Source organism: Erwinia sp. SLM-02 (assembly GCF_037450285.1).
In the GTDB taxonomy this organism is placed as follows: domain Bacteria; phylum Pseudomonadota; class Gammaproteobacteria; order Enterobacterales; family Enterobacteriaceae; genus Erwinia.
Window position 1 is genome coordinate 613,149 of the sequence record NZ_JAQISN010000001.1, and the last position, 13,671, is coordinate 626,819.

Genomic DNA, 13,671 nt, shown 5'->3' on the forward strand with positions numbered 1-13,671 from the left:
ATGCACGTTTATTTCCCTCCGGCCCGTTCGCGAACGGCAGCGCTGGTGGCCGCAGTGCTGGCGCTGAGCGCCTGTGCCGTTGGCCCTGATTATCAGGTTCCCAAACCCACCACGCCGGCCAGCTTTAACAGCATGCAGTCGGGCAGCGCATCGCGCCCGCAGGCGACGGCGGTGAACGCCAGCTGGTGGAAATCCTTTAACGATCCGCAGCTGGACAGCCTGATTGAGCGGGCGATTGCCGGCAATCTGTCGCTGCAGCAGGCGGTACTGCGCATTGCCGGCGCGCGCCAGCAGCTGAGCCAGGCGCGCGGTGCCTGGGCACCCTCGGTTAACGGCAACGCCAGATTTACCCGGCAGCAGCTAGGCATCAAGGGCGAGCTGGAATCCGAAGGGGCCTACGATCGCCTGGATCAGGTTGATACCGACACTGACCTGAAACCGGTGCTGGACAGCCTGTCTAAACCCGTTGGCCTCTACCAGGGCAGCTTTGATGCCTCCTGGGAGCTGGATATGTGGGGTAAAGTCCGCCGTCAGGTCGAAATGGCCGGCGCGCAGCAGCAGCAGTCGATAGAAAACCGCAATGACGCGCTGGTGTCGCTGGAGGCGGAAGTGGCCAGGGCCTATCTGCAGCTGCGCGGCGCGCAGGCGATCACCGCGACGCTGGAAACGCAGATTGCCGTGGCGCAGCAGACGCTGGAGCTGACCCAGAGCCAGCAGCGCAACGGGCTGGCACCGCAGACCAACGTGGAGAACGCTCGTGCCCAGTACAACCTGCTGCGCTCCCAGCTGCCGCAGTATCAGGCGCAGATCCATCAGGCGATGAACGGCCTGGCGGTGCTGACCGGGCGGGTGCCCGGCGCGCTGGATGGTGAACTGGCGGCCAGCAAAGCGTTCCCTGCGCTGCCGCAGGTGGTGCCGGTCGGTATCCCTGCCACGCTGGCCCGTCGCCGCCCTGATGTCCGCGAGGCGGAAGCCAGTCTGCACGCCGCTACGGCGAATATCGGCGTGTCGGTGGCCGAACTGTTCCCGAGCGTGTCGCTGACCGGCCAGTTTGGCATGCGCAACAGCGATGCCAGCTACCTGGACAACTGGAGCAGCCACTTCTACAGCTACGGCCCGTCCGTCTCTATCCCGATATTCCAGGGAGGGCGGCTGGTATCCAGCGTGAAAGTGGCGCGTGCGCAGCAGGCCAGCGCCGCGCTGGGCTACCGGCAGACGGTGCTGACCGCGCTGCAGGATGTGGAAAACGCGCTGGTCAGCTACCGCAGCGATCAGCAGCAGGTGGTCGGGCTGGATGAAACGGTGAAGGCGCAGCAGTCGGCGTTCAATCTGGCCAGCGACAGCTATCGACAGGGGATTTCTTCGTTTATTGAAGCGCTCGACGCCCAGCGCCAGCTGGCGCAGGCGCAGCAGCAGGCCGAGCAGGCGAGGGTGCAGACCGGGCTGGACCTGGTGGCGCTGTATAAAGCGCTGGGCGGCGGCTGGGAGAATTATCAGGATGTCACCCTGCCGGAATATTCCGTATTTGGCCCGGCGGAAACCCCGCAGTAATATCGCTTTTGCCGAGCCTCCATTCGGGGGCTCACTCCTCTTCGTACTACGCCATTCCCGATGCCGCTTCCTCAATGTTTATCACCCGGCAGATTTACCCCCTGTATTAACTCCGGTTATCTATCGCAACGCTCACCCGGATGGATAACGATGAGAGCGATGATGATGTAATGATAAATAAAACATCATTAGCATAACGTATTGATTTTAAGGTTTTTTAAATCTATTTTGGCTGGGATTTAAATGAATGCCTGAATGATAGATAGCTATCATGGATATTATTTATGAAATTTAAATTCTCTTTTTTCATGATATGAAATGAAACGGCAGGCATATTACCTCACCAGTTCAACCCTGAAAGCGAATTAATGAGTCTTGCGTCACAAAATAAAGGGAGTAATGAGATCGCTGCCTCAAAATTTAATTTTCATTGTTAATAAAAATGAAAAAAATGATCTAAATTGGTCATGCAGGCGGTTGTTGTTAAAACAAGGTTGAGTTTTTCCGCTCTGTCCCCTTACCAACCAGGTCGTTAAGAGGTCTTTGTAGTCACTATGGCAAAAGAACAATATATAAGCGCTAACCGGGCATCAGGTCCCAATAGCAACACCAAAACGGAACCCCTCGTGAAAGTGATTGCCGCCATCGCTACGCTTGGTGGCCTGCTGTTTGGCTATGACACCGGCGTTATTTCCGGCGCCCTGCTGTTTATGGGCGACGAGTTACACCTTACTCCCTTCACTACCGGACTGGTCACCAGCTCACTGCTGTTTGGTGCGGCGTTTGGCGCACTGTTCTCCGGTCATTTCGCCGCCGCGGTCGGGCGCAGAAAGATCATCATCACCCTGGCGATAATCTTCGCGATGGGTTCGATCGGCACCTCGCTGGCCCCTGACGTGGAGTGGATGATCTTCTTCCGCGTGGTGCTGGGCGTTGCCGTCGGCGGCGCGTCGGCAACCGTACCGGTTTATATCGCGGAAATTGCGCCCGCCAACAAGCGTGGGCAGTTGGTGACGATCCAGGAGCTGATGATCGTTTCCGGTCAGATGCTGGCCTACATCTCCAACGCCGGGTTTAACGCGGCCTGGGGCGGGCATGATACCTGGCGCTGGATGCTGTTCGTTGCCACGGTTCCCGCGGTGCTGCTGTGGTTTGGCATGATGTTTATGCCGGACACGCCGCGCTGGTACGCGATGCAAGGGCGGCTGGCCGAAGCACGTAAGGTGCTGGAGCGCACGCGTGCGAAGGAAGACGTGGAGTGGGAGCTGGAGGAGATTACCGAAACGCTGGAAGAAGAGGACCGCCAGCAAACGCGCTCCAGCGTCCGCGAGCTGAAAAAGCCCTGGCTGTTTAAGCTGTTTCTGATCGGCGTGGGCATTGCCGTTATTCAGCAAACGTCGGGCGTGAACACCATCATGTACTACGCGCCGACCATGCTGAAAGCGGTGGGCATGAGCACCGACGCCGCGCTGTTCGCCACTATTGCCAACGGCGCTATCTCGGTGCTGATGACCTTTGTTGGCATCTGGCTGCTGGGGCGTCTTGGCCGCCGCACGCTGGTGAAAATCGGCCAGTTTGGCTGCACCGCCTGCCTGTTCTTTATCGGCGCGGTCAGCTATTTCATGCCGGAAACCCTCAATGGTGAAGTGGATGTTCTGCGCAGTTACATGGTGCTGCTGGGCATGCTGATGTTTTTAAGCTTCCAGCAGGGGGCGCTGTCTCCGGTGACCTGGCTGCTGCTATCTGAAATCTTCCCGACCCGCCTGCGCGGCGTCTTTATGGGCGGTGCGGTGTTCGCGATGTGGATTGCCAACTTCCTTATTTCACTCGCTTTCCCGCTGCTGCTGGCAAGCGTGGGCCTTTCCGGCGCTTTCTTTATTTTCGGTCTGATTGGCGTCTGCGGTGCGCTGTTCGTGATTAAATGCGTGCCGGAAACCCGTAACCGCAGCCTGGAGCAGATTGAACATTATCTGCACGACTGGCTGAGTAAAGAGGATGAGGCCGCAACGCCGGCCCCGGCAAAGAACAAAGCGGAAAGCCACTAAGCTTCCGGCCGGGCAATCGCCCGGCCTTTTTACGCCCTCAACGTGATGACCTCTGCCGCCTGCCGCACCAGCGCACTGTATTCGCCGCGCCGTTTTTGGCATAATGCGCGCTGACTCACATCCTCACTACGTAAAATAAAGGCTATCCTGTGCTAGTTTCCAGCAACGTCACCATGCAGTTTGGCAGTAAGCCGCTGTTCGAAAACATTTCTGTCAAATTCGGCGGCGGCAACCGCTACGGTCTGATCGGTGCCAACGGCAGCGGTAAGTCCACCTTTATGAAAATTCTTGGTAGCGATCTGGTGCCTTCTGCCGGTAACGTCTCCATCGATCCGAACGAACGTATCGGTAAGCTGCGCCAGGATCAATTCGCCTTCGAGCAGTATTCCGTGCTGGATACGGTGATCATGGGCCACGGTGAACTGTGGGCGGTGAAGGAAGAGCGTGATGCTATTTATGCGCTGCCGGAAATGAGCGAGGAAGATGGCTATAAGGTCGCCGACCTCGAAGAGCAGTACGGCGAAATGGACGGTTACACCGCGGAAGCGCGCGCCGGTGAACTGCTGCTGGGCGTGGGTATTCCGCTGGAGCAGCATTACGGCCCGATGAGCGAAGTAGCACCCGGCTGGAAGCTGCGCGTATTGCTGGCGCAGGCGCTGTTCTCTAACCCGGAAATCCTGCTGCTTGACGAACCGACGAACAACCTGGACATCGATACCATTCGCTGGCTGGAGCAGGTGCTGAACGAGCGTAACAGTACCATGATTATTATCTCGCACGACCGTCACTTCCTGAATATGGTCTGCACGCATATGGCCGATCTGGACTACGGTGAACTGCGCGTTTATCCGGGCAACTACGACGAATATATGACGGCCGCCACCCAGGCGCGTGAACGTCTGCTGTCGGATAACGCCAAGAAAAAGGCGCAGATCAATGAACTGCAGTCCTTCGTCAGCCGCTTCAGCGCCAACGCCTCGAAATCCCGTCAGGCAACCTCTCGCGCCAAGCAGATTGATAAAATCAAGCTGGATGAAGTGAAAGCGTCCAGCCGCCAGAACCCGTTTATCCGCTTTGAGCAGGATAAAAAGCTGTTCCGTAACGCGCTGACCCTTGAAGCCGTGACCAAAGGTTTCGACAACGGTCCGCTGTTTAAAAACCTGAACGCGCTGCTGGAAGTCGGTGAGAAGCTGGCGATCATTGGGCCGAACGGTATCGGTAAAACCACCCTGCTGAAAACGCTGGTCGGCGAGCTGACTCCGGATTCCGGAACCGTTAAATGGTCTGAAAACGCGCAGATTGGCTATTATGCGCAGGACCATGCTCATGACTTCAGCGACAATCTCACCGTGTTTGACTGGATGAGCCAGTGGATGCAGGAAGGGGACGACGAGCAGGCAGTACGCAGCATCCTCGGCCGTCTGCTGTTCAGCCAGGACGACATCAAGAAGCCTGCTAAAGTGCTTTCCGGTGGGGAAAAGGGTCGTATGCTGTTCGGTAAGCTGATGATGCAGAAACCGAATATCCTGATTATGGATGAACCAACCAACCACCTGGATATGGAATCCATCGAAGCGCTGAATATGGCGCTGGAAATGTACGAAGGAACGCTGATCTTCGTTTCTCACGACCGTGAGTTCGTCAGCTCGCTGGCAACCCGCGTGATTGATATGTCTCCGGGCAAGCTCACCGACTTTACCGGCAACTACGAAGATTACCTGCGCAGCCAGGGCATCGTCTAACGTGCTTTCGTGGGCCAGATGCTTCTGGCCCACGCCTAATTGTTCTCCGCCACCCGATTTTTCCCCGCATTTTTCGCCGCGTATAGCGCGCGATCCGCCCCGGCAATTAACGCCTGCGGCGACAGCGCCTGATTTTCCTGCGTCATCACATGCAGCCCAACGCTGACCGAGACCGCCTGCTGGCCACCGCTGTTGTGCTGATGAGGAATGTTCAGCGCGGTAATCGCCTCAAGCGCCTGCTGGGCGAAACGATAGGCCATATCGCGATCGCAGCCGGGCAGAATAATCGCAAACTCTTCACCGCCGTAGCGGGCGACCAGATTATCCGGCCGGTGGGGCAGGTGGGCCAGCGCGTCGGCGATTTTCCTCAGGCAGTCGTCGCCTGCCGGATGGCCGTAAGTATCGTTAAATGCCTTAAACGCGTCGACGTCAATCATCAGCAGCGCGAGCGGGACCTGTAATTTGTTCGCCCGATCGATACTGTGCTGCAGATAGAGATCGAACTGACGCCGGTTAGCCAGCCCGGTCAGGCCGTCAACCAGCGCCAGGGTCTGCAGCGTCCGGTTCATGGCGGTTAGCCGGTCGCGCACGGCGGCCAGCTCCTGCTGGTTTTTCAGGTTCAGGCTGATATGCCGCAGCACCAGCATGCCCAGCAGGAAAATCACCAGCAGCAGAATGGTACAAAGCGCAATATAGACGCTCAGCGTGGAGAACCAGCCGCGCATCAGCTGCCTTTTATCATAGCCGGCGACGGTGACCAGCGAATATCGCTGCAGGGCCGAGTAGCCGAAGACCCGCTCTTTACCGTCCAGCGCGGATTTGTATACGGCGGTGCCGCTGGAGGCGTTTTTCAGCAGGGTAGTGAACAGCGGACTGTCGGAGATATTGCGGTTGATTGCGCTCTCAATGTAGGGGCGCAGATAGAGGATCGTGCCGTCGCTGAGCATCAGGGCCAGCACGTTATGACGGCCGAGATTGTAGTAGCCGTAGACGGTTTTAAAAAAACTGAGATTCACCGATGCCAGCAGAATGCCGCGGAAAGAACCATCGCTGTTATTCAGGCGTAATGAAACCGGGATCACCAGATCGCCGGTCGCACGGCTGCGGATCACCTTGCCAATATGCACCCGGGCGTCGTTGTGGGTCTGGTGATAGCGGAAGTATTCCCGATCGCTGTTATTAATCTGCCTGGGGATATTGCCCTTTGACGTGACCAGCCAGTTACCCTGCGCATCATAAATGGCCATGCCGTTAAGCTGCGGTAACGAATCGGTGCGTGAGCTGAGCAACTCGCGCAGATAGCCGTGCTGTTCCTGATTAAGCCCGATCAGCGAGATACGGTCGCTGACGTCCTGCAGCGTCAGGTCCACCTGCAGGAAGGTGTCTTCCGCCTGTCGTGAGAGTGACTGTGAAAGATTGTGCGCGTCATCCTGCGCTGAGGTGATGGTCCGCTGCCATGAATTCCAGATTAGCCAGCCGTTGATCAGGATCACCACGCTCACAATCGCCAGCAAAAAAATAATCATCAGCTGACGTAACGAAAGCTTACTGGAGTGAGAGGTCACAGCGTGCTGGTCTGCAATCATTTACGTCATCCTTCCTGCCACCGGGGCGGTCATGCTTTATTATAGGTTCTGCCAGCCGAAACGCTTGTTTTTACTCCGTAAAAATAACGAAAAGCGTCTACGTCGGTGTGCGATTTGCGCAGACTTCACAGTGGGGATCCCGGGCGACTTTCATCGTGCGAAACTGCAGGGTCATGGCATCGTACAGCAGTAGCTGACCGGCGACCGGGCTGCCGTAGTCGGTCAGTGCGCGCAGGGCTTCCATCGCCTGCAGCGACCCGATCACCCCGACCAGCGGGGCCATCACCCCGGCCTCCACGCAGCTCAGCGTTGCCGCGCCAAACAGCCGGCTGATGCAGCGATAGCATGGCTCGCTGTCGCCCCAGCGAAACACGCTGATTTGGCCCTCCATGCGAATCGCCGCGCCGGACACCAGCGGCGTTTTGCTGGCAAAGCACAGGCGGTTAAGCTGTTCACGCGTGGCGACATTATCGCAGCAGTCGACCACCAGCTGGTGTTCGCTAATCAGCTGAGCCAGTTCGCGATCGTCAAGCTGCGCATTCATGGTGCGGTAGCGGATTTGAGAGTTAATGGCTTCCAGCCGTGCACGGGCGGATTCGACTTTCGCCATGCCCAGCTGTGCCTCGCCGTGCAGCACCTGCCGCTGCAGGTTCGACAGGGAAACATGGTCGAAGTCGAGCAGGGTCAGATGACCAACGCCCGCGGCGGCGAGATACTGGCTGGCCGCGCAGCCCAGCCCGCCCAGGCCGACCACCAGCACGCTGGCCGCCTTTAACCGTTCCTGGCCTTCAAAATCAAAACCGCGCAGCACAATCTGGCGGTTGTAGCGCAGCATCTCTTCGTCGCTGAGTTCTGGATGCATATCAGCCTTCCAGCAGCGCGTTAAACGGCTCGACCTCAACCCATTCACCGGGCTGCACGCTGCCGCGTTCGCGCTCAAGTACGATAAAGCAGTTGGCCTGATGCCAGGAGCTGAACACGTGGGAACCCTGATGCCCGGTCGATTTCACCTCCAGTTCTCCCTGCGCGTTACGCAACAGGACGCCACGCTGGAAGTCGAGGCGGCCGGGAGATTTCTTCAGGGCATCGGCGCAGCGCACCCGCTGGCGCGGCGGCAGAGCAGGGCCGCTCTGCCCGGTCAGTTTAGCCAGCAGCGGCTGCACCAGCTGGTAAAAGGTCAGCATGGCGGACACCGGGTTACCCGGCAGGCCGCAGAACCAGCTGTTTTTCAGCCGACCAAAGGCGAACGGTTTCCCCGGCTTAATCGCCAGCTTCCAGAAGGTCACTTCGCCCAGCTCTTCCAGCATCCGCTGGGTGTAATCGGCTTCGCCGACGGAGACGCCGCCGCTGCTGATCACCACATCGGCGCGGGCATCGGCCTCATTAAAGGCGGCCCGCAGCGCATCGCGATCGTCGCGAATAATGCCCAGGTCTATAACCTCGCAGCCCAGCTTGTTGAGCATCAGATGCACGGCAAAGCGGTTGGTATCGTAAATCTGCCCCGCGGCGAGCGGCTGGCCCGGTGACTGGAGTTCATCACCGGTAGAGAAAATTGCCACGCGAAGCGGCCGCAGCACCTGCACGCTGGCAATGCCCAGCGAGGCCAGCAGCGGCAGTTCGGCAGCACCGAGCCGGACGCCGGCGGCCAGCACGTCACTTCCGTTGCGGATATCTTCCCCGGCCCGGCGGATGTTTTGCCCGGCGCTGACCCCGGCGGTGATGACCACGCCATCCCCGCGCTGCTCGGTCTGTTCCTGCATGACCACCGCCTCGCACCCTGCGGGTACCGGCGCACCGGTCATAATGCGGATGCAGCTCCCGGCCGGCCAGTCACCGCTGAACGGCGATCCGGCAAAGGCTTTACCGGCCACGGGCAGCGGTGCACCGGAGGCCAGATCGGCCAGGCGAACGGCATAGCCATCCATGGCAGAATTATCAAAAGGGGGAACGGCCATGGGTGAAATGACCGGCGCTGCGCTGATGCGTCCTGCCGCCTGCGGCAGCGGTAAATATTCACTTTCAGTAATGGGGGTAATGCGGCTCAGCATAGTGCTCAGAGCATCGTCGAGGGAGATCAGTCCCGATGTAAACGCTTCCATATAGTTTCCTCGGTTCGTGCCGCGTGGAGCGGGCCGAAATGCTTATGGCGGTATTATGGCGCGATTCAGCAACAGGGTCACGCACGGTGAAATCGGAGATGTAAAAGTCAGAAATGAAGCTAAGTTAGAACCATTGGTTATTATCAGGGTGCGAACTTTCCGCTTTACAACCTCAGGTATGCTACCTATAGTCAAAACGGTATTTTCTCAAAAAATACCAGCTAACCCGGTGTTTTTCATGCTGATTTAACAGACAGGATAAATAATCATGGTCAGAGCGACGATAGCCATCCACGGTGGTGCAGGCACGATAACTCGCACCAGTATGGATGCTAAAGCCGAGCAGCGCTATCGTCAGGCGCTGACGCAGATTGTCGCCCGCGCTCAGGCTATGCTGGCCAGCGGGGCGTCCGCGCTGGACGCGGTCACCGAAGCGGTTCGTCTGTTGGAAGAGTGCCCGATGTTTAATGCCGGGGTTGGATCGGTCTTTACCCATCAGGCGACTCACGAGCTTGACGCCTGCGTGATGGACGGCCGCACGCTGGAGGCCGGAGCCGTGGCGGGCGTTTCCCACATTCGTAATCCGGTACTGGCGGCGCGCGCGGTGCTGGAACACAGCCCACACGTGCTGTTTACCGGCGCGGGTGCGGAATCGTTTGCGGCCGCACAGGGGCTGGAAATGGTGGCCGCCGACTTTTTCTCTACGCCCGGCCGCCGTAAGCAGCTTGAGCGTGCCCAGAACCAGCAGAAAGTGGTGCTGGATCACGATGAGGCGCGTTCGGGTGAACCGCTCGATCCCGACCGCAAAATGGGTACCGTCGGTGCCGTGGCGCTGGATTCCGCGGGCAATCTCGCTGCGGCCACCTCTACCGGCGGAATGACCAATAAGCAGGTTGGCCGGGTGGGCGATTCCCCACTGCCGGGCGCGGGCTGCTATGCCAGCGACACGGTGGCGGTTTCCTGCACCGGCACCGGCGAAGTGTTTATCCGCACGCTGGCGGCCTATGACGTTGCCGCGCAAATGAACTACGGCGGCCTGACGCTGCAGCAGGCGGCGGAACACATCGTGATGGAAAAAATCCCGCAGCTCGGCGGCAGCGGTGGGATGATTGCCGTCGATCGCGAGGGAAATGTGGTGCTGCCGTTTAACAGCGAAGGCATGTATCGCGGTTTCGGCGTGGTCGGCGAACCGCCGGTGGTGGCCATTTTTCGTGAGGAGTCCTGATGAGCGCGCTTCACCAGCATCATGAGCGGGTGCTGACGGTCAGCGACCTCAGCGTCAGTTTTCAGCAGGAAGACAGGCGCATTCAGGCGGTGAATAATCTCTCGTTAACGGTTCACGAAGGCGAAACGCTGGCGATAGTCGGCGAGTCCGGCTCCGGTAAATCCGTCACCTCGCTGGCGCTGATGCGGCTGGTGGAGCAGGGCGGAGGCAGTATCGACAGCGGCAGCATCCTCCTGCGCCGCCGCAACCAGCAGCGGGTCGATCTGGCCACGCTTTCTCCCCGACAGCTGCGTGAAATCCGCGGGGCGGATATCGCGATGATCTTCCAGGAGCCGATGACCTCGCTGAATCCGGTGTTTCCGGTCGGCGAGCAGATTGCGGAATCTATTCGCCTGCATCAGGGCAAGGATCACCAGCAGGCGCTGGCGGAAGCGAAGCGTATGCTGGATCTGGTACGTATTCCCGAAGCGAAAAATATCCTGTCCCGCTATCCGCATCAGCTGTCCGGCGGTATGCGTCAGCGGGTGATGATCGCTATGGCGCTCTCCTGCCGTCCGGCATTGCTGATTGCAGACGAACCCACCACCGCGCTGGACGTGACCATTCAGGCACAGATCCTGCAGCTGATCCGCGTACTGCAAAAAGAGATGCAGATGGGGGTGATTTTTATCACGCACGATATGGGCGTGGTGGCGGAGATGGCCGATCGGGTGCAGGTGATGTATCGCGGCAACGTGGTGGAAACCGGTGAGGTGACCACGCTGTTCTCCGCACCGAAGGAACCCTATACCCGGGCGCTGCTGGCGGCGGTGCCTAAACTGGGCGCAATGACGGGTCGCCCCTTTCCGCAGAAGTTTCCCCTGCTGGGCGAAGAAGATTCCGTGGCCGAACTGCCGCAGGATACCGTGCGAAAAGAGGGTTCGCCGCTGCTGCAGGTCCGCGATCTCGTTACCCGCTTTGATATCCGCAGCGGCATCTTCAACCGCGTTACCCGGCGGGTGCACGCGGTGGAAAAAGTCAGCTTCGATCTCCATCACGGCGAAACGCTGGCGCTGGTCGGGGAATCCGGCTGTGGTAAATCCACCACCGGGCGATCCCTGCTGCGGCTGGTTGAAAGCCAGGGCGGCTCGATTACCTTCGACGGCCGGCGTATAGATTTGCTCAAGGGCAGCGCGCTGTCACACCTGCGCCGCGATATTCAGTTTATTTTTCAGGATCCTTACGCTTCTCTCGACCCCCGCCTGACGGTAGGATTCTCAATTATGGAGCCGCTGCTGGTCCACGGCATCGCCCGCGGGCAGGAAGCCGAGCAGCGGGTCGCCAGCCTGCTGGAACGTGTCGGGCTGCTGCCGGAACATGCGCAGCGCTATCCGCACGAGTTTTCAGGCGGCCAGCGGCAGCGTATCTGCATCGCACGGGCGCTGGCGCTGAACCCCAAGGTGGTGATTGCCGACGAATCGGTGTCCGCGCTGGACGTGTCGATTCAGGCGCAGATTATTAACCTGATGCTCGACCTCCAGCGCGAGTACGGCATTGCGTTTCTGTTTATTTCCCATGATATGGCGGTGGTTGAACGCATCAGCCACCGGGTTGCGGTGATGTATCTGGGGCAGATCGTTGAAATCGGCCCGCGCCAGGCCGTCTTTGAACATCCGCAGCATCCTTATACCCGTAAGCTGATGGCGGCCGTACCGGTCGCCCAGCCCGGGCAACGCCGCCGCGAGCGTGCGCTGCTTGTTGATGAAATTCCCAGCCCGATCCGTGCCCTCGGCGATGAACCGCTGGTGGCCCCGCTGGTTGAGGTCAGTGCCGGGCACTTTGTCGCCCGCCATGCGATCAACCGCGCCTGATTTGATAATGAAAATAAGAGACAGGAGATTGAGATGATGGTTCTGAAAACGCGTAAGCTGTTATTAACCGCCGGGCTGCTGGGCAGTTTTGCCGCTCTGCCTGCCTGGGCGGCGAAGGATGTGACGATCGCCGTCGCCTCTAATTTCACCACCCTCGACCCGTATGATGCGAACGATACGCTGTCGCAGGCGGTGGCAAAATCCTTCTATCAGGGCCTGTTCGGTTTTGATAAGGATATGAAGCTGCAGAACGTGCTGGCCGAAAGTTATCAGGTCAGCCCCGACGGTCTGAACTACACCATTAAGCTGCGCAGCGGCGTGAAGTTCCAGGATGGGACGGAATTCAACGCGGCGGCGGTGAAGGCTAACCTCGATCGCGCCAGCAACCCTGACAATCATCTCAAGCGCTTTAACCTGTTTAAAATGGTATCGGCAACGGAAGTTATCGACCCGACCACGGTCAGGATCACTCTTTCGCAGCCGTTCTCCGCCTTTATCAATACCCTGGCCAGCCCGGTCGCGGCGATGATCTCGCCGGAGGCGCTGAAAAAATACGGCAAGGATATCGGCTTCCACCCGGTGGGGACCGGCCCGTATGAATTTGTCACCTGGAATCAGACCGATTTTGTTAAGGTGAAGAAGTTTGCCGGCTACTGGAAGCCGGGCTATCCGAAGCTGGATTCGATTACCTGGCGTCCGGTCGTGGACAACAATACCCGCTCGGCGATGCTGCAAACCGGCGAGGCGAACTTTGCCTTCCCGATCCCCTTTGAGCAGGCCAAACTACTGGAAAAAAACAGCAAGCTCGATCTGGTCACCTCGCCATCGATCATGCAGCGCTACATCAGCCTGAACGTTACCCAGAAACCGTTCGATAATCCGAAAGTGCGTGAGGCGATTAACTACGCGATTAACCGCGAAGCGCTGGCGAAAGTGGCCTTCGCCGGTTACGCCACGCCGGCGACGGGTATCGTTCCGCCGTCGATTCAATATTCGCAGAGCTACCCGGCACCGGAGTACAACCCGGCGAAGGCGCGCGAACTGCTGAAAGAGGCGGGCTATCCTGACGGCTTCACCACCGCGCTGTGGTCCTCCCATAACCACAGCACCGCGCAGAAGGTGCTGCAGTTTACCCAGCAGCAGCTGGCGCAGGTGGGCATCAAGGTGCAGCTGACGGCGATGGATGCCGGCCAGCGTGCAGCGCAGGTCGAGGATAAAGGCCAGAAAGAGAGCGGCGTGCGGATGTTCTATACCGGCTGGTCGGCTTCAACCGGTGAAGCCAACTGGGCGCTGACGCCGCTGTTTGCCACCCAGTCCTGGCCGCCGACCATCTTCAATACCGCGTTCTACAGCAATCCGCAGGTTGATAAAGATCTGACCGAAGCGCTGAATACCACCGACGGCGAGAAGAAATCCGCACTGTATAAAGATGCTCAGGATCGCATCTGGAAAGATCAGCCGTGGGTGCCGCTGGTGGTAGAGAAACTGGTTTCGGCCAACACCAAAAACCTGACCGGTTTCTACGTGATGCCGGATACCTCGTTCAGCTTTGACGATGCTGACCTGAAGTAAC

At 58.8% G+C, this 13,671-nt stretch carries 9 protein-coding genes; 6 read left to right on the top strand and 3 right to left on the bottom strand.

The genetic code is table 11. The annotated features are described in order from the left end of the window. The 3 genes from PGH32_RS02930 (at position 1) to PGH32_RS02940 (ending at position 5,338) form a co-directional block, all read left to right on the top strand. Positions 1 to 1,551, top strand: a complete 1,551-nt coding sequence (locus tag PGH32_RS02930; RefSeq protein ID WP_337893139.1) for an efflux transporter outer membrane subunit — start codon at positions 1 to 3, stop codon at positions 1,549 to 1,551. Between the two features lie 554 nt (positions 1,552 to 2,105). Next, entirely contained in the window at positions 2,106 to 3,596 is a 1,491-nt protein-coding gene (locus tag PGH32_RS02935; protein ID WP_314419949.1) for a sugar porter family MFS transporter, read from the top strand. A 149-nt stretch (positions 3,597 to 3,745) separates the two neighbouring features. Continuing rightward, the gene (locus PGH32_RS02940; protein ID WP_314419947.1) at positions 3,746 to 5,338 is read left to right on the top strand and encodes an ABC-F family ATPase; all 1,593 of its coding nucleotides are present in this window, start codon (positions 3,746 to 3,748) and stop codon (positions 5,336 to 5,338) included. Positions 5,339 to 5,373: 35 nt separating this feature from the next. Here PGH32_RS02940 and PGH32_RS02945 read toward each other — a convergent pair whose 3' ends face one another. The 3 genes from PGH32_RS02945 to moeA all read right to left on the bottom strand — a co-directional run bounded on the left by PGH32_RS02945 (position 5,374) and on the right by moeA (position 9,023). Next, positions 5,374 to 6,924, bottom strand: a complete 1,551-nt coding sequence (locus tag PGH32_RS02945) for a sensor domain-containing diguanylate cyclase (RefSeq protein WP_337893140.1) — start codon at positions 6,922 to 6,924, stop codon at positions 5,374 to 5,376. A gap of 97 nt (positions 6,925 to 7,021) precedes the next feature. Continuing rightward, positions 7,022 to 7,786: a molybdopterin-synthase adenylyltransferase MoeB gene (gene moeB, locus PGH32_RS02950; RefSeq protein ID WP_337893141.1), complete on the bottom strand. Its 765-nt coding sequence runs from the start codon at positions 7,784 to 7,786 to the stop codon at positions 7,022 to 7,024. 1 nt (position 7,787) lies between these two features. Then, a complete protein-coding gene (gene moeA, locus PGH32_RS02955) occupies positions 7,788 to 9,023 on the bottom strand; it encodes a molybdopterin molybdotransferase MoeA (RefSeq protein ID WP_337893142.1) in 1,236 nt (411 codons plus the stop codon). Positions 9,024 to 9,291: 268 nt separating this feature from the next. Between moeA and PGH32_RS02960 the strand changes: the two genes are divergently transcribed. The 3 genes from PGH32_RS02960 to gsiB are packed head-to-tail and all read left to right on the top strand — an operon-like array spanning position 9,292 to position 13,670. Then, positions 9,292 to 10,248: an isoaspartyl peptidase/L-asparaginase gene (locus PGH32_RS02960; RefSeq protein ID WP_337893143.1), complete on the top strand. Its 957-nt coding sequence runs from the start codon at positions 9,292 to 9,294 to the stop codon at positions 10,246 to 10,248. Beyond that, entirely contained in the window at positions 10,248 to 12,098 is a 1,851-nt protein-coding gene (gene gsiA / locus PGH32_RS02965) for a glutathione ABC transporter ATP-binding protein GsiA (RefSeq protein WP_314419939.1), read from the top strand. Before PGH32_RS02960 ends, gsiA begins: the two co-directional genes overlap by 1 nt. 33 nt (positions 12,099 to 12,131) lie before the next feature. Next, positions 12,132 to 13,670 carry a glutathione ABC transporter substrate-binding protein GsiB gene (gsiB, locus tag PGH32_RS02970; protein WP_314419938.1) on the top strand — a complete coding sequence of 513 codons (1,539 nt, stop codon included), beginning with the start codon at positions 12,132 to 12,134 and terminating at the stop codon, positions 13,668 to 13,670. The last annotated feature ends 1 nt before the right edge of the window (position 13,671 follow it).

Bases quoted from the DNA above. Each gene is read 5' to 3' on its own strand.
- gsiB (WP_314419938.1), top strand. From the start codon at position 12,132: ATGATGGTTCTGAAAACGCGTAAGCTGTTATTAACCGCCGGGCTGCTG.
- PGH32_RS02945 (WP_337893140.1), bottom strand. From the start codon at position 6,924: ATGATTGCAGACCAGCACGCTGTGACCTCTCACTCCAGTAAGCTTTCG.
- moeB (WP_337893141.1), bottom strand. From the start codon at position 7,786: ATGCATCCAGAACTCAGCGACGAAGAGATGCTGCGCTACAACCGCCAG.
- PGH32_RS02930 (WP_337893139.1), top strand. From the start codon at position 1: ATGCACGTTTATTTCCCTCCGGCCCGTTCGCGAACGGCAGCGCTGGTG.
- PGH32_RS02935 (WP_314419949.1), top strand. From the start codon at position 2,106: ATGGCAAAAGAACAATATATAAGCGCTAACCGGGCATCAGGTCCCAAT.
- PGH32_RS02960 (WP_337893143.1), top strand. From the start codon at position 9,292: ATGGTCAGAGCGACGATAGCCATCCACGGTGGTGCAGGCACGATAACT.
- moeA (WP_337893142.1), bottom strand. From the start codon at position 9,023: ATGGAAGCGTTTACATCGGGACTGATCTCCCTCGACGATGCTCTGAGC.
- gsiA (WP_314419939.1), top strand. From the start codon at position 10,248: ATGAGCGCGCTTCACCAGCATCATGAGCGGGTGCTGACGGTCAGCGAC.